Below are 25,676 nucleotides of genomic sequence, written 5' to 3'. Positions count from 1 at the left end.
ATGGGAGTTGCTGAAAGTGACTCTGCCCTGCGTACCCGGTTGAAGGTATGCATGGAGAAGCTAGACCGGGATGAAGCTGCAATAATGGAACTCTAAAAAAACTATACTATAAAACGAAGAACGGGAAAAGCTGAGAGCTTTTCCCGTTCTTCGTTTTATCCACCGTAACCCTATCGGAGGTATTTCAAAAATAACTCATATGTCAAGTGTTACTCTGAAACCTCAAACATATCTTTACCTACCCCACATAGCGGACATACCCAATCTTCAGGAATATCCTCAAAAGCTGTACCAGGTGCAATACCGGAATCTGGATCCCCAACTTCTGGGTCATAGACATAACCGCAGGCTGAACAAACATATTTTTTCATATAATTTTCCTCCATTTCTAGTTTTAAGGATGATATATTATCTATTCTAACATTATTCTCGCTTTTTTGCCAGTTTTCGCATCACTCCCTTCATTTACCTTAATGGAAATCCATCATCAAAAGAGATATTATATTTCTTCAAAACATAAACCCTAAAATTCTCAGCACATTGACAAGTCCCCCGATGGTCACAAAAACCTACTTCTAATTTACCGGTTAAATGATGATGCAAAATATGAACATTAACATATAAATGACATACTTGCTCATTTAGCTTGATATAGTGTCTCGCAGCAAAATAAAATAGAATAAACATTGCAATACTTATAACAATGCCAACTTTTGGAAGCAACCACGGCATAGTTAGAGCTAAAAAGCCCAGGGTTAAAACAACAAACATTCCAATCGTTTCCTGGCGTCTTATATACTTCCACTCATTATATCGCCTTAGAAATTCGTAAAACAACTGCGCCATGCGTACAGAAGGAAAAGGCGGAGTTGGACTATCTATAATACTATCGACGACGTAATGGCAAAGGATTCCCACCCTAATCCTTCCTTTCTGTATCTTCGCAGTAACTCGTTAAATTAAAGCAGAACATCGTGACTTCACCGAGAAGGTTATTTACCGAAGTAGAATATGAACCCCAACTCTTAAGTAGATGGAGCCTCATAATTGATTAAAAGCAAGGCTAAGATTTTTTATAACAGACCATTACTAATAAGTCGATAAAGATCCTCTAATTGACCTGCCTGATGATCTTGATTCTTAGACTCTAAGGCCTTTTCAATTAAAAAGACCTGCATACCTAGTTCTTGACAGATAAGATCTTTGCTATGCGTACTTACTAACAAACAACTTTCTGATCTAACACCAAGCTTTTCAGCAATTTCATTAAAAAACTCTAGCTGTGGTTTAGTATAGTGGAAGTTATCTAAGGACGCAATCACCTTAAATTGCTCGGGATTAAGATCCGTCCAACGAATCTGTTCTTGAATGGCCACTAGCGGCATTAAGGGATCGGAAACTATAGCAGTTAAAAACCCTTCTTGAATTGACTTAGCTACAACTTTAGCCCCATGAGCATTTGGCTGTACTAGACAACGTAAAGCGGGGAAATCAGTTGTATAAAACCTATCAAAAATTTGTTTTAAAGTTTGAACAGATTGGCCGGTAGATTTTGAGAAGTCTTCGAAAAAAGCCTGCATTACCGTTTGTTCATGATTTCGTTCCTTTTGAACGTTCTCCATAGATTTTATTAATTGTTTGGTAAACTTATCGGGAGAAATTATATGTGAAAAACGCGGTGCTAATATACCCAGATAATTCTGCATAAACTTTACCATATCAAGATTAGTTAATGTTCCCTCTATGTCAAAGAGAATAGCTTGGATCACAATTATAATCCTCCTATTGAGGTCTTAAACACTTGTCTGTGCTCTTAAGATAGTATTCTCCCTTTTTATTTGAAATTCCTTCTAGACATCTGAGATGTTTAAAGTTAACTAATATTATTCCCACCTTATTTTGATTCTATCTATAACTTTATAAAAATTAATTATTTCTACACCGGGTTTTTAGGCGGAAATTTAGTTGACGATAAAAAAAGACCCCAAAAATCATTTCTTGGGGTTCTTTCAATCTCAGTTCTTGCAACGACCCACTCTGTTTTCAGAGGTGCAATCCCTAAGGCACCCTTCCTTTGTATGCTGCAGGCACGTCAGAAGGGCCAAATTAAGTTATAAGGCTTCAGTATCGGATACAACCATTCATATCATAAAAACGCATTGTATAGATTCTTATAAAAGTTTGACAAGCATCGATTCATTCTTACAAATTAAGCTTTATCAACATTTCAAGTCCGACCCTTATAAGTTCTATAGCAAAAAACGTCATTGGTAATGGTTTTCCTCTCTGGCCTTTCTTCTCTAGCCAACATCCTTTTCCCTATCACGATTTCGCTCGCTTTCGTGGCAACACATTGCCTACTTTTTAAGACAAAAGGTTGTTTGCTTTACACTCACTTACTTCTTGCTGCCCGCTAGAAAATCCTTGGCAGAAAAATAAATATTTATCACTAATAATGTAGAACCAGCTACTTAACTCTATTTTTCTTCACATTTTTTCGTTTATCTAAAAGAAGCTCTGCAGTGTGGATTGCTTTTAATCCAGGATTTCGTTTATCAAGCCCCCCTGAGATCTGCATCAAACAACCCGGACAGTCTACAACCACAACATCCGCACCTGATTCTTCAATGTTATTTAGTTTTCGGTCTAAGATAGGACCAGATAACTCCGGAAATTTAATCGAGTAGGATCCCGCAAAACCACAGCAACGATCAGATTCCTTCATCTCAATAAGTTGAACTCCTGAAGTATCGGTTAAAATCTTGCGTGGTTCAGTATAAACTCCCATTGACCTTTTCAAGTGACAGGAATCATGATAGGTTACCTTTAGCGGAATCCCATCTCCGCCCGGTGTTAAGCCTCCCAAGTCAAATAACAATTTGGAGAAATCTTTTGCTTTTTTGCTTAATTCTTCTGCACGAGAAGCTAAAGCCGGGTCATCATGCAGTAACTCTTTGAAGCTCTCCTTAAGAGCATGTGTACAAGTCGGGCAAGCAGAGACAACATAATCGACCTTTTCAGCCTCTAAAGCTTCAATATTCATAATCGCACACTTACGTGCATTCCCCCGGTCACCCATATAGGTCGCTGGGGCTCCACAACAAGATTGTCCATCAGGGAAGACTACTTCATAACCCTTTTCATTGAGCGCCTTAATTACCCCTTCACCAATTCTAGGGTAGACAAAATCAATTAGGCATCCTGCATAAAGTGCAATCTTCCCTTTTCGATTTTTAATATCCTGCTTAATCGTTTTAAATACATCTCGAAAAGGAACCTTGGCGACAGCAGGTAAACTCTTCTTCTCCGTGAGACCGGAAAGAAACATCGGTAAATGTCGGATTACAGGCTGTCCCTTAGTAAATGGCTTTTGAGCAATTGAGGCCATGCGCAGCATTGAATGGAATAAACGCCGATTAGACACTACATCAAGGGCGAATTTTTGGGTGAATGGAAGACCGGTCTTTTCTCCCATACGATTGCGTAATTCCAGGATCATTTGAGGTATGTCTAATTGTCCTGGACAAACCTCTGAACACTTGCCGCATTGGAGACAAAGATTTTGAGGATTTTGAGCATCTTTTTCTGAATTTACAAAGTTAGTTAATATGGTTCCGATGCCCCCAGTATAAATATGTCCATAGACATGCCCACCCACAAGTTGGAATGCTGGGCAAACATTAAGGCAGGATGCGCAGCGAATGCATTGAAAAGTCTTTTTAAACTTTTCATCCTCATACATCTTGCGTCGACCATTATCCATTAAGACGATATGGAATTCCTTATCTTGAACTGTTCCGTCTGGATAATAAGCTGGTGTCGGGCCTGTTACCATACTTACATAACTGGTAATTTGTTGACCTGTCGCACTTCTTGGCAGTGCTTGGAGAATGTGTGTAGCATCTTCAAAGTTTGGTACGAGTTTTTCTATGCCCACTAAGAAAACATGAGTAGGCGGCAAGGTTGAAGTTAAACGACCATTACCTTCATTGGTAAGCATAATTAGTGTTCCTGTCTCTGCAATTGCCATGTTAGCACCAGAAATACCCATGTCTGCCTCTAGGAACGATTTTCGCAGTTCTTCTCTGGCTGTTTTAACAAGTTCAGCTATAACAGGCTGATTTAGCTTGTGTAAATGTCCGGAGAAAACGTCAGCAACCTCTTCTTTCGTCATATGGATTGCTGGCATAACCATGTGGGAGGGATGTTGTCCGGCAAGTTGTACAATCCATTCTCCTAAGTCGGATTCCTGTACTTCCATTCCTGCCGACATTAAGGTTTTATTCAGTAAAATCTCTTCTGAAACCATTGATTTGGACTTAACAACCCGTTTTACTTCTTTCTTTTTTGCTAACTCGAGAATATATTGTTTTGCCTCCTCACCAGTTGAGGCACGATATACTTTTGCGCCTCGAGCAGTAGCTTGCTTTTCAAATTGATCAATCATTTCATCCAAATGACTGGCAGCATAGGATTTTACTTCTGCAATATTATCGCTGATTTCTTTAAAATCGTAACCTTCATAAGCTTTTTCACGAGAAATCACGTAGGCATCTCCAAAACGCCCCAAGGCTCCTCGTAAAACATTATTATCTAGTGCATCTGAAATTTTCTTTTTAAATTGTTTGTCAGCCATTATGCCACACCTCCAACTTCCTCATCTACAAAGACAACAACAAGCTGCTTGGGACCGTGAACTCCGATTGTTAAAACTCGCTCAATATCTGAAGTCCTGCTAGGTCCTGTTATAAACCCTACAAAACCGGGTATTTCTGGCAAGCTGTGAATTGTGGCCATCGTATCCTTTAGAGTTGGGATTAATTTGTCGGTTGAAATAAGTGCAATGTGAATCGGAACGAGGGTCGAACATAGACGCTGGTTTACATCAGCATCGGCCTGTACTAAAGAGCCAAGCTCCGCAATCCCATAATTTACTTGAGTTATACCAGCTTGAGCGTCAGGTGTTACCTGGCGAAAATTATCGGTGTACACTATTATCCCTTTTTTCTCAAATGTATTTACAAAATCTCCTTTTTGAGAAATTGGCGAATTTAAGAGTGCCACATCTTTTATTCCTTTTTCAATTAAAACATTGCAGACAAGCTCACTGGCTTCTAATGCAGTGTTAACACGATAACACTCACCGGACACTAATTCTATCTTTGTCTTGAACTTGTTATATAGATCGTCTTGTTGATCTTTATGCATGTAAACCTTCCTCCTAATTGATGAATCTTCTTAACTAACAAGTGGTCAGACCATCATGCCACCTTAGGATTTAATTTTAAGACATTTTAATGACAATTACAATAACTTAGGAACTAAAAATTTAAAATATTATGATTAGTAATCGTAATATGTAAATCCTGATACAAACAACTATCAAATATTCCAGCTGAACTACAGACTTCCTATAATTTACATATTGATTTTCGACATTATTTGCGTTATGGTTTAATTAGTAAAGTCTAGTAGTTAAATCTCCTGGATTTTGCGCAAAAGAGGATTTCCGGACGCGGAAATCCTCGAAAATTTGTCAACCTTTACCACCTCAGCATAATGATAAGCTTGGACACCTTTGTTAACTCAAGGGTGTCTTTCTACTTCATCAGAATTTTTACTCCGAAACACATCAATATGTGTAAAGTAGTTCTATTTATCTACCCTGACTCGTAGTTATAATTGAGGGGATAGAATGCGTAGTATTCAATACGATCCAGAAATTCTCTATGTACAAAAGCTTTATTTTTTCCTATATTTGGCTACGATTTCCATAATTATAGCTTTAACTATCATTGTTTACGTTGATCTTAAAAGCGGGCTATATAGCTTGGCAGTGGGTTTTGGCCTTTCCTACACAGGTATGGTAATGAAGAAAAATTTTACCCCCCCCGGAAAAAGGTTATCTGCTCAACGAATGGCACACACCATTTCCCAAGACAGCAGTCCCTTATCAATCGCTCGTTTTGCCAGCCAACTATATTATTACTTTCATGAACCAACTCCAGCCATTTCAATTCTTGAAAAATTTTTATCTAGTCAAGACCCCTTGTTATGCATGACCCTTGGGGATATTCTTCTTAAAGAAGGCAAGCCTATGCGTGCACTGTATATATTGCGGGATAATCCACAGGCGTTAGTTGACCCTCTTTTACTGGCAACTCAAGGCCGTGTACTATTTCAAATTGGCAAGATTCCGGAAGCAGTAAAAATGTTTGAGCGTAGTATACACTTTGAAAAACAAAACAAGTTTCCTAAGAGCAGTAACAATTGGATTACTCAAAAAATATTAACAGTCAGCTATCTAGCAAATATTCACCATAGTCTTGCTGATTGTTATGTTATTCTTAAGGACTTTCAGTTAGCTAAAAAACACTACCGTTCTGGTAATTGCCGGGTCTTTGATGTTTCACTTTGGCGTCATTGTCCATCAGTTCATTTAGATTCCACAAAAAACCACAAAAATACTAAATAGTTCTCCTTTCTTTTCCCTTTTGTTTTTAATACATATTCCCTATTCCAACAGCTTTCTCGGATAAAATTCTCTATAATAAGGATAATACTTATAGGTTGTTCCAATATTGGACAAGACTAACCGCAAGTACTGAAATGGAGGGTGAAAAATGCTGTCAACTCATGCTAGTGAAATTCTGGGATTCATCCGTGATTTTGAAGCATCCTCTCGTGATTATCTCCTCTCCAAAGGCTTGAGTGAAAACGAGATGAAGAATGCCTATCTTGACTTCCAGTGGAACTTTCTACATACAATTCTTAAGAAACATTAGTAGGCAGTTATAATAATACAAGGATTTTCCTTTATAAAGAGCAAAAATCTCCACTAAATAATTAAGAGCCTTTACAGAAGGCTCTTAATTATTTTATTTGGGATAGAGACATTCGTAAAATTTGATGATGAATAGAAGTTATCTGAAATAGGATGCCTTATATAACCGTTGATAACGCTGCAGGGCACGTATAGCTGTCAAAGCTGTAGTTATAGGTTCTTCATAATTCCATCCCTTTGCATAGATGCCTCGATAAGACGGTGTAAAAGAGCCCTTACTGTTCTGTTCCGAGAGGAGATTTTTAATTCCACTTTCCAGAACTCTCAGGGGAATATTTCTTGAAAAACGCCATAGCCCTGCGATTGTCAAACCTGTTTCCACAACTGAGCCCCAACCCCCATCTAACTTCTGTGATTCCACTAAATACTCCAGCCCCTTTTTCCTGGCTCCTATAATGTGACGTGCAGTATTCCATCCTTCCCAACTGAACTTCCACTTACTTAACAATTCCATAGCTTGCGCGGTGCTATATATTGAGCCCTCAAACCAAGATGCAGGAAAAGCTCCTTGATCGTCCTGCTGTGCTAATACCCAATTAAGCCCCTTCCAGATTTTCTCCTCTTGTGCTCGTGAACTTCGCCATAAGGCTTCTAACACATGAATACTTACGTCAACACTGGAAATATACACTGGGAATTCCGAGCAAACATTAGGAGGTATACCTTGGAAACTAGGAAATGTACTCCAACTACCGTCAGTGTTTTGTAAACTCTCAAGTAGAGTTACTCCAAGCTTATTTCTTTCTCCAACTACTTGATGTAAACCAATCAAAGCAACTGCCGTATCATCTAAATCTGGGTGAGTGTATGGTGGAGTACTGCCATAACTGCCATCTGTATTTTGCGCTTTTTGCAACCAGCTGACAGCTTCCTCAAGCCAAGGGATTTCTGAAAAGTTCTGAGTTACTTCTCCAAAGACACTTATGGCCCATCCGATTGACCATACTTTTAGTTGGTCAAAAGCAGCCCATCCTCCACTTGGATATTGTTTCTTTACCAACCAGCGTCCAGCTTTTTGAGTTTGTTCTATATACATTCCCTTACTCTCTAAAGCCAAAATTGACATACTGGTCGCAATTATATCTTCGGCCCAAGAACCGTCCGACATTTGACTATTTATCAGGTATTGGATACCCTTTAGAATTCCATCTTGAGAGTTTGAGGCCAGCAGCGAGGCAGCTATCACTACAGATCTTCCATAAAGGGGTAGTTTTGTTAATACATTATCCTCAAGAATGGTAGGAAGCATTATTTCCTCAGACGTAGGCCCCTCCAATCCCGGAATAACTCTTTCCCCTAGGGATAAAATTACGTGAGAAAATCTCTTGGCTTGTGAGAGAAGTTTAATCTTGGCTTTCCATCCACCTTCACTTCCCTGCAGAACCATCCTAACTATCTGGGTAATCTCTTCATCCGGTTCATCGCCGGGAAATTTCCCCCACCCGCCTTGATTTTGCTGCTTTAACCACTGTATCCCACGCAGTTGTGCATTTTCAAATCCTCTTCCTATCGCGAGAAGTGCCAGTGCCGCCAAAGCTGTAGCCCCTTGGCTTGGAGAGACACCGTGCAACTCATCGAGTTTTCCTGACAGTATCTGATTCACACCTTCAGATACATATTCTCTAGCAAGGTCAAGACTCTCTTGGACTTCATATCTTAAATCCATAGAACTCTCTCCGTCTTCATATTTAGCAAATGCCATAGTATTAACTATGAAAAGAAGAGAAATTCCGTTCCATTCAAAATGCCGAACTGATAGTTCGGCATTTTGAATGGTACCTGTGACAACTGTACTTAATGAAAATTATAAAATCTTACTAACAGCAATTTCATCACAGTTAGGGAATTTTATACAGTTAATGCATTCGGTCCATACCTTTTGAGGCATTTGATCCTTACTCACCTCTTTATATCCACAAAACTTAAAAAATTCTGGTTGATATGTCAAGGCAAAAACTTTAGCACAACCAAGTTCTCTAGCTTCATCTTCAAGAGTTTTGACAATTCGAGTTCCAATTCCTCTTCGCTTGTAGTCACTGGCCACCGCTAACGCTCTTATCTCTGCTAAATCACTCCAAAGTATGTGCAATGAAGCAACTCCAACTAAATTTCCATCTACTTCAGCTAGCAGGAATTCACGGATGTTCTCATACAACATATTTCTTGATCGGGGAAGCATGAGCCCTTGTTCTGCATTACTATTAATCAATGACATCATAGCTTCAACATCCGCTATTCGTGCCTTACGCAATTTCATCTTGATGATCTCCTTTTATGATTTTTGCATAATTATACACCATATCTAATTTTCTTGCACACCTATATTTGTTAATTTACAATTAATATTTTCTATCAGTATTTAAAGCAAAGGATTATCTGTCGGATTTTGTTCTATTTTTTTCCAGCTAACTTTTTTAAGCACGCCTGTGAGGCGGATTTGTAATTCTCCCTAAAAAAATCATTTCTCCTTTTTCTTACATTTTTTTACCTCGTTATATGGTAAACTATGTCAGTGTGTTGCTTTTAGTAGTTTTTGGAAGGAGACTTTCATTGTGGTTCCCCTTAAATTTCGATTTCAGTCTTTCCATCGACAATGGGTTTTTAACCTATTCTCAGTTTTTTTTCTAGTCTGCGTTGTTTTATGTTATTACTTGCCCCTCTCTGAATTAGTGCGTATTACTTTAGAATTTATCACATTCACAATCCTAGTTGTCTGGTTCGAGCCTTGGTTTACCTCATGGGGAAAAGTTTGGATAATAGCGTCGACCCTGCTTATACTGGGTTCATATCTAAATCCAGTACTTCCTTCTGGCCCATTAATGCTGGCACATGTTTTTTTTCTGCTTGTCATGATGTTTCTTTTTGATCATACAGAAAAACAAAAACTTCGTCTGCATGAACACCATCTTAAAACGATTCGAGTGCTGTTGCGACAAAATCCTCCTCTAATTCAAACAGCAGATTATACTCACGAAGCAGTCATTATCCTGGATAATCTAGGTACTATTCTAGACTTAAATGCTCAATCCTCAATACTTTTATCTCTCCCCCCATCCAGCTTAGTCGGGAAATCCATTTATAATGTTCTAGGTATCTTACCAAATGCCCAACCGACTAATATACCTGAAAATGGTGACTTTAACTGGACACAACAAGGTCTTACCAAGCATTTAAAATTTCGAACCCGACCTTTGCTAGACCATAACATACCTTCAGGAACCCTTGTGACCCTATTCGATATCAGCGAATCAATAAATCGTTTAGAAAATGAGATACAAGTTGAGAAGCTTTCCATAGTTAGTCAAGTTTCAGCCGGCTTAGCCCACGAAATCCGCAATCCCTTGACGACAATTAAAGGCTTTATGCAATTAATTACTCCTGAGCAATGGCCTGAGCTATTTCGCCCATATCAAGTACTAATACTTGATGAAATCGAAACAATTAACCAACTGCTTAATAAGTTCATCTTAATTACCAATCCTTCTGCACCTCACTTTGATAAGCTCAACCTGGTAGAATGCATTTATTCCTTATCCGAAGCTACTGTACCATATATTTCAAAATATGGAGTGTCTCTGGATGTAGAATTTCCCCCGCAGTCAGTCTATGTAATGGGTGACAGAGAACAGCTTCACCAGGCATTAATGTCCATCGTTAACAACGGCGTTGAAGCTTCTCCCCTAGGGGGAAAAGTCAGCATACAATTAACCCAAGATGAGTCCTGGGTCTGCATAAGCGTCACTGATAATGGCCCGGGTATTCCTGAGAACCTTCGCCACAAAATTCTTGATCCTTTCTTTACTACGCATGAAGAAGGCACTGGACTGGGGTTAACTATTGCTCAACAAATTATTCTAACCCATCACGGTAAGCTTCATTTTTCTGATTCATCTACCACAACCGGTACAGTTGTAACAATAAATCTTCCCCGGTTAGAAGATTTTACAGATACCCTTTCTGCATAAGTGACTGACTAAAGTGATTACTTTGACAATTCAGAGCATCGATTCCATTTTCTTGCCAGTCTTCTGGCAATGTCCATATAGGGAACCTGCTTACATCACTTAACCAAGAGTAACTACGCCGAAGTTCCTCTTCTTTACCCGGTGTCGTAAGCCAGTGTACTCTGCCATCCCATACTAAAAGATTTCCCAGCTCGTCTTTGGCGCTCACTAATAACAGGCTCCTTTCCAGCACGGAAGCCAACAAAATACTGCGGGCAGCTTTTAATAAAGACTTGTCAAATATTGGACACACAACACTTAGCTGGCCATTTCCCTGAAAATAAAACCACTCTTCTAATTCTAGTACGGCGGTTTCACTACGGTCTTTGGGAAGCCATGGCCAGGCCCATGGACTCCCCCACAGCATTTTTAATGCACCTTCCCCATTATGCAGCATCAAAGCAAGATGATCATGGGGGCGAAGTTGACATGCCTTCTGCAAAGATTCAAGGTAATCTAGAATTTCTAAAATTGTCGCAGAAAACTCAGGGTTAAGAGAAGCTGAAGCATCGACCCACCCTTGTTTTTGCCATTTTTGCATTTGTTCAGATGATTTAAGCCATTTTACTTTACTATTAAGCTCAAATTTCTTTCCTTTTTTTCGAACTTCAGCAATTTCATAGTTTCCCCAATAGATATTAATAGTTTGATTTTTAACCACAATACGAACTCTTCTATCAGCTAGTTGACTAAAAAAGTTATTCACCGTTACCAATTGTTGCCTAGCCACTGGATTCAGACTTTCTCCCCAACGCTTCCAATTTGGTCGGTCTTCGCCCATTGGATATCTTACACGACTAAATAGTTGCTTCTCAGGGATAGGATATAAGCTAGGCATTAACTTTTCACGCCAATACACTGCTCTTGCATCAATAATCCCTCCAACTTTTGACAGACCTGTTAAGAAGGACGTTGAAAAGTCCGGGGCTACATAGTAAATCACCGTCTTTGTGCCATTGCTGAGTCGATGTCCCCATAATAATCCTGCGAGAAGAAATTCATCTTCCCTATTTATTGTTGCACTTGCTATAATTCCTACACGTAAAGTCGTCTCACCACCCATAAAATAAGCATACTGAAGAGGAAGACGACTTGCTCTTTTTTTATCTTCTGGGTATTCCTTCCATTCCTTAACGATAAAAACGTCAGGATGAGTTTCCCAGATTGAATTCCAGGTAATACTCAACAATGACCCTCCCTTAGCTTTACTCCATAAGGATGTTTACGCGCTAAGTACGAAGATCATGACAAATAATCTGCATAACATTCCTATCACATTAACTTTCTGCCAAACCCCCTTGCCAACTACGTAATATCTTTAGTGTTTCTTGAATTGGAAGGGCTAAACGAATACGCCCATCTCTTCCTTCCATAGTCTTAGCCGAAAACATAGAATTCCAAATACTCTCGGCACTTGCTTCAACCACTGCCCTAAAAAAATCATCTAAAGCCCAGTCTGACAAGTATTGCTCATCATGAGTATTATTACTAATCATTAAACAAAAGTCACCACTGCCTTGCATAGAGATTGAGCCAGTCCGAGCCATTCCTAAACTTGCTCTGCCTGCCAATTGCTTCAATTGCCAACGGGACAAGGGGGCATTCGTTATTCCTACGAGAATTAAAGACCCGGGGATATAGCCTAATTCCTTTAGGGATAATAATTTTCCAACCGGAACTCCCATTAAGATAAAATCCTCTAATAGACCAAAGTTTGCTAACGCAATAATTCCCACAACATAACTACGACGGTTTTGACCTTGAACTAATCGTGAAGAGCTCCCTATACCTCCTTTTAATTGAAAACAAGACATTCCAACTCCAGCCCCCACACTTCCCTGCTCAATAGGCCCCTTTGAAGCACGCTGCAATGCTAATATCGCATCCCATGACTTTACATGACGTCCTCTAATGTCATTCAAATACGAATCATCACATTCCATTACAACAACGTTTGGAGTTCTGGCATCGTTCCCTATTTCAGGGTTCTGTTGTAGGAGATAGGTAATCACTCCATTTGCTACATCATTTACACTAAGGGTATTCGTTAATAAAACCGGTGAATTTAGAATGCCCGTTTCTTGAATGAAGGGAACTCCAAGAGATTTGCCATATCCATTTATCACCTCTATCCCAGCCTTACATGGTTGGCGATAGAGATTCCCCGGTCGTGGCAAAATCGCTGTTACCCCCGTCCTTACAGGTCCCTTTCCCTTAATCAGGGGGCCAGACCCTTCAATTAATGACAGATGCCCTACTCGAACTCCTGGTACATCAGTTATATCATTATTCTCTCCTGCTGGCATCAGACCCATCCAAAGCCCTAAATCTCTGGGTGTATTTCTTGCACGCATTAAAAAACCCCTCCGTTGAAAGTTATGTGTACAACGAAGGGATATGAGTAATAACATAAATAATTATTTAGATCCCTCAGGCTTCCCACTTCTTTTCTGAGAGACCATTAAAAAAGACAGCCAAGGCGTGGTTCAGTTCTTCACGGAGATCTCCGCTCCCTGAAACATGCCAACGGATAAAGTGCTGGACCATCATTCCTTCAATGCTCTCCGCCAAAAAAGAGGGATCATATTCACTATTGATCTCACCATTTTGTTGTCCAACCGTGAGAATTGCCAGTAAACCATAATGTAAGCTCATATCGTAATCCGCACCTTCACGACTCCGAATAGTTACCCAGGCAATTTCACGATCCTTAATCATAAATTCAGCCCAGTCCTGTAAGAGGGCACTTAAACGTTGTCGTGTACCCAAACTAGGCTGACGCCCTCTGTTTGAAAGATTCTGCCAGGATCGCTTGGAAAATTCTTTAACAACTGCTTCCTTTGTAGGAAAATAATTGTAGAAGGTTCCTTTGCCTACATCAGCTTTCTGGGTAATCTGTTCAACTGAGGTAGCGGAAAAACCCTGCGAACGAAATAACTGCATAGCATTAGAGAATATCTTTTCTCGGGTTTCATTCTTTTTTCTTTCTCTACGAGATAATTCACTCATCAATCCCCCCCCTAGCATACCAATGTAGATATAGTTGACTTATATATCATTCTACACCTTCCATTATTTACCTTCTTTTTCCAGGGAGATTTTATTAGTTAAATACTTTTTTTATTAACACTGTCCCTTCCAAGTTTCCAAACCGTCATAACCCTCCAGACAGTACGCTCCAATTGGGATTTCACCTTAGCAAAAGCTTGATCTAAGGTTCCGGGCCCTTCGGAAACACTAAAACAAGTTTGAATTCCTTGAGCAAAAAAAGCATCAGGAGACCCCTCAACAGACCCGGATATTACCAATACCGGTACACTGTACTTTTTTGCTAAAGCAGCAACTCCAACAGGGACTTTCCCATAAGCTGTCTGAAAGTCTGTTCTTCCTTCACCAGTGAGAACCAAGTCTGCGTCTTTAATCTTTTCCTCTGCATTTGACACTTCTAAGATAATTTGCGACCCCGCTCTCAACTGAGCACCTAAAAATCCTACAGCACCTGCCCCAAGTCCTCCTGCCGCCCCCCCGCCGCTTAATTCCAATAAATTAGTTCCTTTTACTAAACTTATATGCTCTCCAAGATTTTTCAAAGCGGCATCTAGTATTCTTACATCATCTGGACTGGCACCTTTCTGTGGCCCGTAAACAGCACTTGCGCCTTCAGAACCACAGAGAGTATTTTGAACATCGCAAGCAACTTCAATTTTAACTTCGGACAAGCGCGGATTAATTTCTGACATATCAATTGAAGCTAAATCTAAAAGCGCTTCTCCTCCCAATGGTAAAGCCCTGCCCTCTGAATCATGCAATTTCACGCCTAAAGCAACAGCCATACCTGCTCCTCCGTCATTAGTTGCACTTCCACCAATCCCGAGAAGAATTTTATTTACACCGCGCTCAAGAGCATCCCTTATGAGCAAGCCTGTTCCATAAGTCGAAGTTATTCTGGGGTTTTTCTCTTTATAAGTTAAGAGGGTCAACCCTGATGCAGCTGCCATCTCGATAATAGCTGTTTGACCATTATCAATAAGACCGTAGGAGGCCTGTATTGGTCGTCCAAGGGGGTCTGTAACACTAACCTCAATCTTAACTCCTTTAACTGAGCTAAGGATTGCATCAACCGTTCCTTCCCCGCCATCCGCCATAGGGATCATTTCAATATTGCTTTCCGGGTAAACTCTTTGAACCCCCATGCGCATTGCTTTTGCAACCTCTAAGGCGTTTAGACAGCCTTTAAATGAATCTGGAGCAATAACGATTTTCATAATGATTCACTCCTTAGATTGAGCACGTCGTCCAACATAGATTCCAATGTTAAGATAAACAACAAGACTTGTAAAGTCAGCTACAACGATTAACCAACTTTCAATTGGAAACTCTACAAGATAAGCAATTAGATAGGATAATAGATTAAACAAAAAAGCCGCAATATATGCAGAAACTAAATTTTCAGACTTCCTGCGATAACCTACCAAAAACCCAATTGGATAAAAAAGTGCAAAATTAAAGGCTAATTGATTAAGCGTCCCACCCGAGTCAAAAAAATCACCCCAAAAAATAAACAGTAAGCTTAGGATAAGCATATAACGCCAAAATGCTAAATTCATGAGAACCCCCTATATTACAACAACTTTTCCTCCACTAACTATTAGGGAGAGAGTAACACTCTCCCCCTTCTTCCCGGTGATTATCGGCTAATATAGTTCGTAGTTATATAATTCATGAAAAAGGATATGGGTGGAGCTCCCGAAAAACCCCACTAAACACGAGTTAAAACTAAGGTTAGAGGTTTTCTAGCTATAATTTGGTGCTTCCTTAGTTATCGTCACATCGTGAGGATGGCTTTCTCTAAGTCCCGCAGCGGTAATGCGAATGAAATGAGTCTTAGTTCTCAGGGCATCAATATTAGGAGTTCCACAATATCCCATACCAGCACGCAATCCACCAATCATTTGATAGATCGTTTCAGAAACAGGCCCTTTATAGGGAACTCGTCCTTCTATACCTTCTGGAACAAGTTTCTGATCCTTTTCTTGGAAATAGCGATCTCTGCTGCCTTCTTTCATGGCACCTATTGAACCCATCCCTCTGTATACTTTAAAGCTTCGCCCTTGGTATATTTCTAAATCTCCAGGGCTTTCTTCCGTCCCAGCAAAGAGACTTCCAATCATTACGATTCGTGCACCGGATGCCAAGGCCTTTACAATATCTCCTGAGAATTTGATCCCTCCATCGGCGATAACCGGTATTCCATATTTTTCAGCTTCTTCCGAACAGTCCATGACAGCCGTAATTTGCGGAACGCCAATTCCCGCTACAACACGTGTGGTACAAATTGACCCTGGGCCTATTCCGACTTTAATCCCGTCAGCCCCTGCTTCGATCAAATCACGAGTGGCCTCAGCGGTTGCCACATTACCTGCGATGATTTGGGTCTCAGGAAAACGCTCTTTTAATACACTTACCATTTCTATTACCCCTTTGGAATGTCCATGGGCGGTGTCTAAGACGATAACATCGACACGAGCATTAACCAATGCTTCAGCACGTTGTAATGTATCTGCAGTAACCCCTACTGCAGCTCCCACTAATAAACGACCACTTTCATCTCTTGCAGAGTTAGGATATTGACGAGCTTTCTCAATATCTTTAATGGTAATAAGCCCTTTAAGCATTCCTTCCGGGTCTACGATCGGCAACTTTTCGATCTTATGCTGGCCTAAAATTTCTTGAGCGTGCTCGAGGGTAGTTCCAACAGGAGCTGTCACTAAATTAGTTTTTGTCATGACTTCTGAAATTAGCCGTTCATAGTTTTTCTCAAAACGCAAATCTCTATTTGTCAGGATTCCAACCAACTTGCCGGCCACGGTAATGGGCACCCCTGAAATTTTGTAACGCTCCATAAGTTTTAAAGCTTGCATAATTGTATCAGTTGGATTTAAATAGATCGGGTCAGTAATAACACCATGTTCGGAACGTTTAACCTTATCAACCTCTAAGGCCTGCTGCTTTATGCTCATATTTTTATGAATAATCCCTATTCCGCCTTCTCGAGCGATGGATATTGCCATCCGAGAATCTGTAACAGTGTCCATGCCAGCACTCATAAGGGGGATGTTAAGCTTAATCTTTTTTGTTAAGTACGTACTTACATCGACATCTCTTGGTAATACCTCAGATTTAGCCGGAACAATGAGAACATCATCAAACGTTAGTGCCGTTTCATTGATTATACGATTGGACATAATTAGCTCCCTTCGAATAGTTTTCTAATTAGTATATCAGAAATAGACTAAAAAAGCATAACAAAATAATTATTTTCATTTCAGTTATTGTACCCCTCTTGCTTGTATATCATTATCATTGTTATTATGATGTATGAAGGAGGTAAAGCATGTTTTACCGTATTCAACAATTCATTCGAACTATTATGCCCCGTATTAAACCATCCGATATTGAATGGGCAACTAATCATTTATCATTAGCTGCTTCGGAACTTTTTTTGCGCCAGTCCAAAGCAGAGCAACGTCATGCCATTGATGTCGCCAAAAGTATTTTTAAAGCTGGCTATCCTCTTTCTTATTTGGATTATCAAAATCTGATCTCTGCTGCTCTCCTTCATGATTGTGGAAAGTCAGTTGTCTCAATCCGTCTCTGGCAAAGGGTTTATATTGTTCTTATGCATAAAGCACCTAAGCCTCTATGGTCTATCTTGGAAAAGGGGCCTTCATTTTTTTCATTCCCCTTAAAAATATATACCCGACACTCTCTGTGGAGTGAATACTTAGCCAGAAAAAGCGGAATGAATTCCATTGTCTGTCACTTAATTCGTGAGCACCATTCTCCAAATACTGATTTAGGGCGAATATTGCAGCAAGCGGATAACTCACACTAACGCTTTAAATACTTTACTAAAAAAGCATGAACCACCGGAGGGTGGTTCATGCTTTTTTAGCGGATGATTCCATTTTATCTTGAAGTTCTACAATTTCCCTGTTCTTGATAAAAATCCATTTTGCAAACCTTTTGTTATCTCGCTGTAAGCGCACATTTTCCTTTTCCAGGTTGCGCACTAAAGCTACCTTTTCTCTTTCTACCTTCTCTAACAAGTTCATAAGCACTCTGCGACTGACTCGTAAATGTTCGACACGCTGCTCTAATTCTCCGACACGGGCCTTTAATAGCTTTATTTCTTCGTTTGAATTCAATCATTACGCCCCCCCGGCATTATCTGTATTAATAGTCTATGCCGGAAAAATGCATTTTAAACCCGTTACTGCGGAATCTATTTTTTGTTAAGAATAGATAATCTCTGAATTTGTCGGAGAACAGTAAGAGGAACTCCCCATTCTCCTAGCTCAACTCCGGGCTTACGTATTTCTCCATGGAAATCCGAACCCCCTGTCATAATTAACTCATACTGTTGGGCAATTGCTGCGTATCTTCTGACATCCTCTTCACTATGCTCAGAATGTCTAACCTCTAGTCCCTGAAGACCCATTTTGGCCCATACAGGAATCTCGTCGTCAAGTCCCTGCATCCCGGGATGAGCAAGAACCGCCACACCCTGAGCTTCTCGAACTAATCGAATTCCTTCTTCGGTACTTATTTTATAGCGTGGAACGTAAGCTGGTGCACCCCTGCCTAGATACCTCTCAAAGGCTTCACGAGTATCTCGCACAATACCTCGTTCTACAAGAGCCTGGGCTATATGAGGGCGACCAATGGAATCCCCTTGTGATAGCTTCCGAACTTCCTCATCATGAAGCTCTATATCGAGTGTGGCCAAACACTTCAAAATATCTTGCATTCGGAGTTCACGAGCTTCACGAAGACTTTTAAGCTGCTCATTCAACTTAGCTGATGTATTGTCGAGTGCATATCCAAGGATATGTACTTCTTGCCCGTTCCAATCTGTATTAAGCTCTACTCCCTGAAGTACTTCTATTTTATATTGGACTCCGGCTTCTTCAGCCTCAGCCCAGCCTTGGATTGTATCATGGTCAGTAATTCCAATGCCTTTCAAGCCTATCTCTGCCGCCATGCGAACAAGTTCTCGGGGGGTCAATAAACCATCCGAGGCAGTGGTGTGACAGTGCAAATCAACTTCATATAACGCATTTCTTGAAGACATTTCTTACCCCTTTCTTGCCGGCAGCAAAGTTGTTATTGCTTACTTTAAAACTTCTAGGAGTACTCTTTTAAAGTTACGATAACTAATCTTTTCAACATCTTTTGTCGAAAAGCCAACTTTTATTAAATCATCAAGTAAATCACAATACTCTCCAACATGTTCTAACCCCTTTGGCACTTCAGGAATTCCATCAAAATCCGACCCTAATCCAACTGCATCCACCCCTGCCACCTCTGCAATATGACAAATATGACGGACAACATCTGCTCTCGTTGCCGCCCCATTTTCGTTTAGAAAGCCTGGATTGAAATTCACCCCCACTACCCCATTATGCTTGGCCAAAGCCAGTAATTGCTGATCCGTTAAATTACGCGGGTGATTACACAATGCCTTAGAACACGAATGTGTTGCAACGATAGGATCCTTAGACAATTCAGTAACATGCCAAAATCCCTCTTCGTTAAGGTGCGAAACATCTATCAGCATCCCTAATTCATTCATACGTAAGACGACTTTTTCTCCTAAACTCGTTAATCTGCTCCTAGTATTCAATTCTCCAACCCCATCTCCCAACTCATTGCGTTGGTTCCAGGTTAGTCCTAAGGCTCTCACTCCCAAACGATAGATTATGTCAAGCATAAAGAGATTTTGTCCTAATATCTCTCCCCCCTCCACACTTAACAAAATCCCTGTTCGTTTAGGGTCAGGAATATTATTAAGATCGTTCTTGCTCTGTATAAGAAATAGTTGTTCCCTATGACTTTCAATGAGTCGATGAGCACCTTCAATTAACTGCAAGCCCCGATGTGTGGCCATCATAGGTTTATACTCTGCCTCAATATACGCAGCCAAAAATTGCAGAGTTATGCCTGTTGCCCTGGCCCGCCGGATATCCCAATGCCCTCCATCTAGGGGATCTTGCAATGTTCTTTCACCATTGACATAATAGCTTAAGCTATCACAATGACCGTCAATTATATAATATTTCATGCAATCCGCCTCCCTCGATAATCGGAACGTTCTTTTTTACAAACGGAATCATTATGCTTTCTGACTAGTATAATAAACACCTGTTTGCTCTAGACCTAGGCAAACAGGTGTTTAATCGCTTCCTTCTGTATTCCAAACTTCTTAACGAGACTGTACAATTAATTTAATTGCTGTCCGCTCTTCTCCTTCAATTAAAACGTCTGTAAAGGCTGGAATACATATAAGATCGACTCCGCTCGGAGCCACAAAACCACGTGCAATTGCTACGGCTTTTACAGCCTGGTTAAGAGCACCGGCACCAATAGCCTGTAGCTCAGCGCCGCCCTTTTCACGAAGTACTCCTGCAAGTGCTCCTGCAACCGCATTCGGGCTTGATTTTGCTGAGACTTTTAAAACTTCCATAGACACATCCTCCTGCTCGAATTCATTTACAAGTATTACCACAACTTAGAATATATGTATTCGAGAAGGAGCAGACAAAATCCTCTATTTATCAATAAAGAATTTTCAGATTTTTCATCGATAAAACATTTTTCCAATAAACCTTGGGGTGAATTTGGGCAGTATCACTTTTCACCAGTCACTTGAATTGCTTCGATCCGCCGCGCTTTCCCTGTCTCTTCGTCAATATCTAAAACCACAGCATTCAGCTGTATTGGTCCACTTGCTAATTCAAACTTTGCAGGCAGCTGAGTTAAAAAGCGATTGATAATTATTTCCTTCTTTACTCCTAGTACTGAATCCCTGGGCCCAGTCATACCGACATCAGTAATATACGCTGTTCCTTGGTCAAGTAAGCGAGCGTCTGCAGTTTGGATATGAGTATGAGTACCAATGACTGCACTAACCTTTCCATCTAGAAACCACCCCATAGCAACCTTTTCTGATGTGGCTTCAGCATGAAAATCTACAATAATGATGGGGGTTTCCTGTTTGATTTGATTAATCCAGCGAATAGCTCCACTGAATGGGTCATCTAGTGAGGGTAAAAATACCCGGCCTGAAAGATTCAAAACACCAATCTTTTTACCCATAGTACGGATGAAACCATGTCCTTGTCCCGGTGCTCCAACGGGATAATTAGCTGGCCTAATTAACCTAGACTCACGATCAATAAAGTTCATAATATCTCTTTGATCCCAAACATGATTGCCCATTGTTAAGAATTCGATTCCATTGGCATAGAGCTCATCGGCAATCTCTTTGGTTAAGCCTTTTCCTGCAGCTGCATTTTCACCATTGGCAATCGTTACATCAATTTGATGTTTCTCTTGAAGTGGTTTCAGGAATCGTTTAACAGCCTCTCTTCCGGGTTTTCCCACTATATCCCCTATAAACAGTATGTGCAAATAATTAACCCTCCTTCCCAGCGGCCAACTCTAATTTAGCCCATTATAAATAGGATACCATTTTTTACTATACTAAATAACTGTTTCAACTTAAATTTCTATAAGAAAATATAATCATTTACGTCTTAAATACTAATACTTTGCCTTCCTCTCGCAAGGCTAGAACATTTTTATTAATATCATTGCTCTGAATGGAAGACAACATCTGACTAATCTTTTCTTCCTGATATACCTGTTCATCTTCTGGCAAATATAATTCATCATAAATCAATTCCAGCTTATACTTCCTTTTAATAAGCTCAACGATTAGTCCTACCTCCCGTTGAGACATACTATCAACATCTCTGGTCACAGTAATGACACAGACTGACTCCTCGCTTCTACAAACCACATCAAAAACTCGCATTTTTTGGCCTTCTAAGTGATGGAAGAATTCCAAGGCAGGTATTAATAAATCCTGGAGAGACTTAACCTTTTGAGGTTGGGAAACCAGGAACGTGAACTTTAGTGCATGTTCTTCTCTCCAATAGTGAACTGATCCCACCTCGTTATATCTCATGAGTATTGAAGTAAGCAGACCAACTCCGTCTTGCAAACGCCCTCCATCTTTATAACTAAACATTCTCGATTTCAGCCCTCTCTATACGCTGTCCTAACATGCTTACTATTCGGCATCATTCAACAATCTCCTGCTCAATCAACGCATATTTAAGCTGGTCATTTATGGGATTAGCCCTAGAAACTAAGCCTTACGCCTTATTACCTGGCTCCTAATAACAATCAGGCGACCAATGGTCGCCTGATTGTTTATTTTGTATAATAATTACTTTGCAAAATCTACTGCCCGAGTTTCCCGGATAACAACCACTTTTATTTGTCCCGGATATTCGAGTTCTTCCTCAATCCGCTTACTGATCTCTCGTGCAACACGCGGAGCCAACACATCGTCAATTTTATCCGGTTTAACGATAATGCGGACTTCACGTCCTGCTTGGATAGCAAAACATTTTTCTACCCCTTCAAAACTCTCAGCAATCTCTTCAAGCTTTTGAAGCCGCTTGATATAAGTTTCCAGAGTTTCTCTGCGGGCACCAGGACGAGCTGCTGAAACTGCATCTGCCGCTGCCACAAGTACTGCAACAATTGTCTTTGGTTCCACATCATTATGATGAGCTTCGATTGCATGGGTTACTTCGGTGGACTCTTTGTATTTTTTGACTAAGTCAACACCGATTTGAACGTGGGTACCTTCCATATCATGGTCAACTGCCTTACCTATGTCATGGAGCAGACCCGCACGTTTAGCAAGCTGAATATCAACTCCCAACTCAGCAGCCATTAAGCCTGCTAAATGGGATACTTCTGTCGAGTGTTTTAGGACATTTTGTCCATAACTTGTACGGAACTTAAGTCGGCCCAGCAAACGAATTAATTCAGGATGCAATCCATGTACCCCTGTCTCAAAAGTCGCCTGCTCTCCTTCTTCTCTAATCTTTTGGTCAACTTCCTTCTGAGCCTTCTCTACCATCTCTTCGATCCGTGCCGGATGTATTCGACCATCTGCTATGAGTTTTTCAAGAGCAATCCGCGCAACCTCTCTGCGAATTGGATCAAATCCTGATAGTATAACAGCCTCAGGAGTATCATCAATGATAAGATCAATCCCCGTTAGGGTTTCAATGGTACGGATATTACGCCCCTCACGACCAATAATCCGACCCTTCATTTCGTCACTCGGCAATGCTACAACAGATACTGTTGTTTCAGCGACATGATCAGCTGCGCATCGCTGTATTGCTAAGGCAATAATATTCTTTGCCCTTTTCTCAGCTTCTTCTTTTGCACGAGTTTCAATTTCCTTAATTAGAATCGCCGATTCATAACGAACGTCTTCTTCTACACGTTTAAGCAACAACTGTTTAGCCTCTTCCGAGGTCATACCTGATAAACGTTCTAGTTCCGCCTGTTCCTTACCTACAATCTGAGTCAACTCTTCTTTAAGTTGTTCTACTTCACTATCTTTGCGGTGTAGGTTTTCCTCTTTGCGTTCTAGTGATTCAATTTTCCGATCTAGACTTTCCTCTTTTTGAAGCAAGCGTCGTTCTAACCGTTGAAGTTCGTTGCGCCGTTCCCGGGTTTCCTTTTCAACTTCATTGCGAATATGCATAACTTCTTCTTTGGCTGCAACTACGGACTCCCTTTTCTTGCTTTCTGCTGCCGCATGGGCATTTTCAACAATCCGTTTTGCTTCCTCTTCTGCAGAGCCAATACTCTTTTCAGCAGTATTCTTGCGGAAAAGCCAACCAGCAAAGATACCTAAACCTAATCCCACTAGAACCGAGACCAACCCTGTGATAATTAGTTCGATCATACGTCTACACACCTCCTTTGGTTTAAATTTTTTAAATTCTATTATTACATAAAAAAAACTGGTTTCCAAAACCAGTCACTCTAAGCATAACCTTTAAAACAGGCATTCTTCCTGTTTCCTACAACTCTCGCTCGCTAGTCAAAAAAACCATATTTTAGCTAACTACAACGAAATCTATAAGAAAACCTTTAAAGGTTAAATCTTAACAGAGACAGGTCTCTGTTAAGATTTTAATATCATTTGCAGTTAATGTCAAGCTTGTCCTAAATAGCTCAATTCTATACACTGCTGTCTTCTCTCTCATTTCCGATTTGATTGATAACACTTCGCACCGTATCTGAAGGATAACCTCTCTGAACAAGCTTGCGAGTTACTTTTTGTCGAACCCATAGTTCACGAGGGATGGTTCTTTTGGCGTTATCTGCCGCATACTTCAATTCCCACCGTTTTTCTTCTTGAGTATACCAACGTTCAGCCAGCAACAAGCACTGCTCGTGCTCATCCTTACTAGAATACGTTGTTTTTAGGGCCTGTTCAATTAATTCCGATTCGATCCCTCGATTTTGCATATCTTGTTGAACCCTTCGCCGAGAATAACGCTTAAGTCGACTTTCCGAATACATTAACGCTAACTCTCGATCATTAACATAGCCCCATTCAACAATTCGTTCTAAAGCAGCCTTAATCTCCGAACTTTCATAGCCTTTCTCAATTAGACGAGTTTCTAATTCGTGATAAGTAAGAAGTCGACGAGATATTGCATCAAGAGCAGTTTCCATTACGCTTTTAGGAGGTTTAGAACTCTTCAAACGTATCTTCCTCTTTATCAGCGGTAACTGCTACAGGCATTAAGTTAGCGCGAATCCGTTGTTCTAGCTCAAGAGCTATTTCCGGATGTTGTTTAAGGTGCTCTTTGACATTCTCCCGGCCCTGCCCCAACCGCTCTCCATTATAGGAATACCAAGCGCCTGACTTGGCGATTATCTCCATCTCTGTCCCGATATCGACAATACTTCCTTCACGAGAAATACCTTCTCCATACATAATGTCAAAATCAGCTTGTTTAAAAGGGGGGGCAACTTTATTCTTGACCACTTTTACCCGGGTCTTGTTGCCAACTACATCCTGCCCAGATTTTATGGCTTCTTGACGACGTATGTCCATCCGAATTGAGGCATAAAACTTTAGAGCGCGCCCACCGGTTGTGGTTTCCGGACTACCAAACATTACCCCGATCTTTTCGCGGATTTGGTTAATAAAAATAACACAAGTATTACTCTTGCTGATTGATCCGGTCAGCTTACGCAAGGCTTGGGACATCAGTCGAGCATGCAAGCCGACATGATTGTCCCCCATTTCGCCCTCAATCTCGGCACGTGGCACTAAAGCAGCAACAGAGTCAACCACGATTACATCGACGGCAGCACTGCGCACTAGAGCTTCGCAGATTTCTAAGCCCTGTTCCCCAGTATCCGGCTGAGCAACAAGCAAGTCATCAATATTAACCCCTAACGCTTTTGCATATACCGGATCAAGGGCGTGCTCAGCATCTATGAATGCTGCTGCTCCCCCCAATTTCTGCGCCTCGGCAATAATATGAAGGGCTACTGTAGTTTTTCCTGAAGACTCGGGTCCGTAGATTTCGATAATCCTCCCTCTAGGCACCCCTCCAACTCCTAAAGCCAGGTCTATTGCCAAAGAACCTGTCGGAATAATATCAATCATCCTGTCTGTCGAGGACTCTCCGAGTTTCATAATCGAACCTTTACCGAATTGCTTTTCAATCTGAGCAAGAGCAATATCAAGTGCCTTGAGCTTATTTGTTTCGGCCATGCTTTATCCTCCTTATCCTTCTCATATGCCTTAGCATTTTGTCACTTTAGCAAAACATCTGTTCGGTTCTTATTATAGATGTCCTCCTCAATACTTGTCAATTTGTTTATGAAACTCTTAGTAAAGCCTTTTTGCTTAATTACGCAAAAAG

Annotated in this window: 26 protein-coding genes; 4 read left to right on the top strand and 22 right to left on the bottom strand. The window is 40.6% G+C overall.

Translation table 11 applies throughout. The features are described 5' to 3' along the window. Positions 1 to 209: 209 nt before the first annotated feature. The 5 genes from rd to DP73_RS16035 form a co-directional block, all read right to left on the bottom strand. Positions 210 to 371 (bottom strand): rubredoxin, encoded by a 162-nt coding sequence (rd, locus tag DP73_RS16055; protein WP_034600797.1) that lies wholly within the window; start codon positions 369 to 371, stop codon positions 210 to 212. Between the two features lie 94 nt (positions 372 to 465). Further along, entirely contained in the window at positions 466 to 771 is a 306-nt protein-coding gene (locus DP73_RS16050; protein WP_242865783.1) for a hypothetical protein, read from the bottom strand. A gap of 302 nt (positions 772 to 1,073) precedes the next feature. Further along, the gene (locus DP73_RS16045) at positions 1,074 to 1,769 is read right to left on the bottom strand and encodes an HAD hydrolase-like protein (protein ID WP_034600795.1); all 696 of its coding nucleotides are present in this window, start codon (positions 1,767 to 1,769) and stop codon (positions 1,074 to 1,076) included. Between the two features lie 698 nt (positions 1,770 to 2,467). After that, complete coding sequence (gene ldhH / locus DP73_RS16040) at positions 2,468 to 4,636, bottom strand: L-lactate dehydrogenase (quinone) large subunit LdhH (RefSeq protein WP_034600794.1); 2,169 nt, start codon at positions 4,634 to 4,636, stop codon at positions 2,468 to 2,470. Continuing rightward, positions 4,636 to 5,208, bottom strand: coding sequence for a lactate utilization protein (locus DP73_RS16035; RefSeq protein ID WP_034600793.1), 573 nt, complete (start codon positions 5,206 to 5,208; stop codon positions 4,636 to 4,638). Before DP73_RS16035 ends, ldhH begins: the two co-directional genes overlap by 1 nt. Positions 5,209 to 5,695: 487 nt before the next feature. On the opposite strand from DP73_RS16035, the gene DP73_RS16030 reads away from it, so the two are divergent. Continuing rightward, complete coding sequence (locus tag DP73_RS16030; RefSeq protein ID WP_034600792.1) at positions 5,696 to 6,475, top strand: hypothetical protein; 780 nt, start codon at positions 5,696 to 5,698, stop codon at positions 6,473 to 6,475. 148 nt (positions 6,476 to 6,623) lie between these two features. Next, positions 6,624 to 6,785, top strand: a complete 162-nt coding sequence (locus DP73_RS23555; protein ID WP_014903546.1) for a hypothetical protein — start codon at positions 6,624 to 6,626, stop codon at positions 6,783 to 6,785. A gap of 138 nt (positions 6,786 to 6,923) precedes the next feature. Here the strand turns inward: DP73_RS23555 and DP73_RS16025 are convergent, their stop codons facing one another. Further along, entirely contained in the window at positions 6,924 to 8,510 is a 1,587-nt protein-coding gene (locus tag DP73_RS16025; RefSeq protein WP_034600791.1) for a prenyltransferase/squalene oxidase repeat-containing protein, read from the bottom strand. 138 nt (positions 8,511 to 8,648) lie between these two features. Further along, positions 8,649 to 9,101, bottom strand: coding sequence for an N-acetyltransferase (locus DP73_RS16020; RefSeq protein ID WP_034600790.1), 453 nt, complete (start codon positions 9,099 to 9,101; stop codon positions 8,649 to 8,651). A gap of 295 nt (positions 9,102 to 9,396) precedes the next feature. Between DP73_RS16020 and DP73_RS16015 the strand changes: the two genes are divergently transcribed. Continuing rightward, a complete protein-coding gene (locus DP73_RS16015; RefSeq protein ID WP_034600788.1) occupies positions 9,397 to 10,809 on the top strand; it encodes an ATP-binding protein in 1,413 nt (470 codons plus the stop codon). On the opposite strand, the gene DP73_RS16010 is transcribed toward DP73_RS16015, so the two are convergent. The 6 genes from DP73_RS16010 to guaB all read right to left on the bottom strand — a co-directional run bounded on the left by DP73_RS16010 (position 10,787) and on the right by guaB (position 17,093). Then, on the bottom strand, positions 10,787 to 12,034 hold the full coding sequence (locus tag DP73_RS16010) for a hypothetical protein (RefSeq protein WP_052090747.1): 1,248 nt from the start codon (positions 12,032 to 12,034) through the stop codon (positions 10,787 to 10,789). The two genes, DP73_RS16015 and DP73_RS16010, sit on opposite strands and share 23 nt — an antisense overlap. A 91-nt stretch (positions 12,035 to 12,125) precedes the next feature. Beyond that, positions 12,126 to 13,202 (bottom strand): P1 family peptidase, encoded by a 1,077-nt coding sequence (locus tag DP73_RS16005; RefSeq protein ID WP_034600785.1) that lies wholly within the window; start codon positions 13,200 to 13,202, stop codon positions 12,126 to 12,128. Between the two features lie 76 nt (positions 13,203 to 13,278). Continuing rightward, on the bottom strand, positions 13,279 to 13,857 hold the full coding sequence (locus tag DP73_RS16000; protein ID WP_034600783.1) for a TetR/AcrR family transcriptional regulator: 579 nt from the start codon (positions 13,855 to 13,857) through the stop codon (positions 13,279 to 13,281). 98 nt (positions 13,858 to 13,955) lie between these two features. Then, entirely contained in the window at positions 13,956 to 15,113 is a 1,158-nt protein-coding gene (locus DP73_RS15995; RefSeq protein ID WP_034600780.1) for a glycerate kinase, read from the bottom strand. A 6-nt stretch (positions 15,114 to 15,119) separates the two neighbouring features. Then, positions 15,120 to 15,455, bottom strand: a complete 336-nt coding sequence (locus DP73_RS15990; protein ID WP_034600779.1) for a hypothetical protein — start codon at positions 15,453 to 15,455, stop codon at positions 15,120 to 15,122. Between the two features lie 186 nt (positions 15,456 to 15,641). Further along, on the bottom strand, positions 15,642 to 17,093 hold the full coding sequence (guaB, locus tag DP73_RS15985) for an IMP dehydrogenase (protein WP_034600777.1): 1,452 nt from the start codon (positions 17,091 to 17,093) through the stop codon (positions 15,642 to 15,644). Positions 17,094 to 17,242: 149 nt separating this feature from the next. Between guaB and DP73_RS15980 the strand changes: the two genes are divergently transcribed. Then, a complete protein-coding gene (locus tag DP73_RS15980) occupies positions 17,243 to 17,743 on the top strand; it encodes an HD domain-containing protein (protein WP_034600775.1) in 501 nt (166 codons plus the stop codon). Between the two features lie 46 nt (positions 17,744 to 17,789). Here the strand turns inward: DP73_RS15980 and DP73_RS15975 are convergent, their stop codons facing one another. The 9 genes from DP73_RS15975 to recA all read right to left on the bottom strand — a co-directional run bounded on the left by DP73_RS15975 (position 17,790) and on the right by recA (position 25,525). Further along, complete coding sequence (locus tag DP73_RS15975) at positions 17,790 to 18,056, bottom strand: hypothetical protein (RefSeq protein WP_034600774.1); 267 nt, start codon at positions 18,054 to 18,056, stop codon at positions 17,790 to 17,792. A 77-nt stretch (positions 18,057 to 18,133) separates the two neighbouring features. Next, positions 18,134 to 18,982, bottom strand: coding sequence for a PHP domain-containing protein (locus DP73_RS15970; protein ID WP_034600772.1), 849 nt, complete (start codon positions 18,980 to 18,982; stop codon positions 18,134 to 18,136). 39 nt (positions 18,983 to 19,021) lie between these two features. Further along, positions 19,022 to 19,972: a dipeptidase gene (locus DP73_RS15965; RefSeq protein WP_034600771.1), complete on the bottom strand. Its 951-nt coding sequence runs from the start codon at positions 19,970 to 19,972 to the stop codon at positions 19,022 to 19,024. A gap of 141 nt (positions 19,973 to 20,113) precedes the next feature. Next, the gene (locus DP73_RS15960; protein WP_014903560.1) at positions 20,114 to 20,374 is read right to left on the bottom strand and encodes a stage V sporulation protein S; all 261 of its coding nucleotides are present in this window, start codon (positions 20,372 to 20,374) and stop codon (positions 20,114 to 20,116) included. A gap of 164 nt (positions 20,375 to 20,538) precedes the next feature. After that, positions 20,539 to 21,321, bottom strand: coding sequence for a TIGR00282 family metallophosphoesterase (locus DP73_RS15955; RefSeq protein ID WP_034600770.1), 783 nt, complete (start codon positions 21,319 to 21,321; stop codon positions 20,539 to 20,541). A gap of 118 nt (positions 21,322 to 21,439) precedes the next feature. Then, positions 21,440 to 21,943 carry a hypothetical protein gene (locus tag DP73_RS15950; RefSeq protein WP_034600768.1) on the bottom strand — a complete coding sequence of 168 codons (504 nt, stop codon included), beginning with the start codon at positions 21,941 to 21,943 and terminating at the stop codon, positions 21,440 to 21,442. Between the two features lie 201 nt (positions 21,944 to 22,144). Next, entirely contained in the window at positions 22,145 to 23,692 is a 1,548-nt protein-coding gene (rny, locus tag DP73_RS15945) for a ribonuclease Y (RefSeq protein ID WP_014903563.1), read from the bottom strand. Positions 23,693 to 23,970: 278 nt separating this feature from the next. Next, positions 23,971 to 24,501: a regulatory protein RecX gene (locus DP73_RS15940; RefSeq protein ID WP_052090744.1), complete on the bottom strand. Its 531-nt coding sequence runs from the start codon at positions 24,499 to 24,501 to the stop codon at positions 23,971 to 23,973. Beyond that, a complete protein-coding gene (gene recA / locus DP73_RS15935) occupies positions 24,488 to 25,525 on the bottom strand; it encodes a recombinase RecA (RefSeq protein WP_034600765.1) in 1,038 nt (345 codons plus the stop codon). The genes DP73_RS15940 and recA overlap by 14 nt, the downstream gene beginning before the upstream one ends. Between the last annotated feature and the right edge of the window lie 151 nt (positions 25,526 to 25,676).

The organism is Desulfosporosinus sp. HMP52 (assembly GCF_000765145.1).
GTDB lineage: Bacteria > Bacillota > Desulfitobacteriia > Desulfitobacteriales > Desulfitobacteriaceae > Desulfosporosinus.
This window is presented reverse-complemented; position numbering and strand designations above follow the sequence as displayed.

Bases quoted from the DNA above. Each gene is read 5' to 3' on its own strand.
- DP73_RS16000 (WP_034600783.1), bottom strand. From the start codon at position 13,857: ATGAGTGAATTATCTCGTAGAGAAAGAAAAAAGAATGAAACCCGAGAA.
- DP73_RS23555 (WP_014903546.1), top strand. From the start codon at position 6,624: ATGCTGTCAACTCATGCTAGTGAAATTCTGGGATTCATCCGTGATTTT.
- DP73_RS16020 (WP_034600790.1), bottom strand. From the start codon at position 9,101: ATGAAATTGCGTAAGGCACGAATAGCGGATGTTGAAGCTATGATGTCA.
- DP73_RS16035 (WP_034600793.1), bottom strand. From the start codon at position 5,208: ATGCATAAAGATCAACAAGACGATCTATATAACAAGTTCAAGACAAAG.
- DP73_RS15980 (WP_034600775.1), top strand. From the start codon at position 17,243: ATGTTTTACCGTATTCAACAATTCATTCGAACTATTATGCCCCGTATT.
- DP73_RS15995 (WP_034600780.1), bottom strand. From the start codon at position 15,113: ATGAAAATCGTTATTGCTCCAGATTCATTTAAAGGCTGTCTAAACGCC.
- DP73_RS16005 (WP_034600785.1), bottom strand. From the start codon at position 13,202: ATGCGTGCAAGAAATACACCCAGAGATTTAGGGCTTTGGATGGGTCTG.
- DP73_RS15990 (WP_034600779.1), bottom strand. From the start codon at position 15,455: ATGAATTTAGCATTTTGGCGTTATATGCTTATCCTAAGCTTACTGTTT.
- ldhH (WP_034600794.1), bottom strand. From the start codon at position 4,636: ATGGCTGACAAACAATTTAAAAAGAAAATTTCAGATGCACTAGATAAT.
- DP73_RS16025 (WP_034600791.1), bottom strand. From the start codon at position 8,510: ATGGATTTAAGATATGAAGTCCAAGAGAGTCTTGACCTTGCTAGAGAA.
- DP73_RS15960 (WP_014903560.1), bottom strand. From the start codon at position 20,374: ATGGAAGTTTTAAAAGTCTCAGCAAAATCAAGCCCGAATGCGGTTGCA.
- DP73_RS16050 (WP_242865783.1), bottom strand. From the start codon at position 771: ATGTTTGTTGTTTTAACCCTGGGCTTTTTAGCTCTAACTATGCCGTGG.
- DP73_RS15950 (WP_034600768.1), bottom strand. From the start codon at position 21,943: ATGTTTAGTTATAAAGATGGAGGGCGTTTGCAAGACGGAGTTGGTCTG.
- guaB (WP_034600777.1), bottom strand. From the start codon at position 17,093: ATGTCCAATCGTATAATCAATGAAACGGCACTAACGTTTGATGATGTT.
- rd (WP_034600797.1), bottom strand. From the start codon at position 371: ATGAAAAAATATGTTTGTTCAGCCTGCGGTTATGTCTATGACCCAGAA.
- DP73_RS16030 (WP_034600792.1), top strand. From the start codon at position 5,696: ATGCGTAGTATTCAATACGATCCAGAAATTCTCTATGTACAAAAGCTT.
- DP73_RS15965 (WP_034600771.1), bottom strand. From the start codon at position 19,972: ATGAAATATTATATAATTGACGGTCATTGTGATAGCTTAAGCTATTAT.
- DP73_RS15970 (WP_034600772.1), bottom strand. From the start codon at position 18,982: ATGTCTTCAAGAAATGCGTTATATGAAGTTGATTTGCACTGTCACACC.
- recA (WP_034600765.1), bottom strand. From the start codon at position 25,525: ATGGCCGAAACAAATAAGCTCAAGGCACTTGATATTGCTCTTGCTCAG.
- rny (WP_014903563.1), bottom strand. From the start codon at position 23,692: ATGATCGAACTAATTATCACAGGGTTGGTCTCGGTTCTAGTGGGATTA.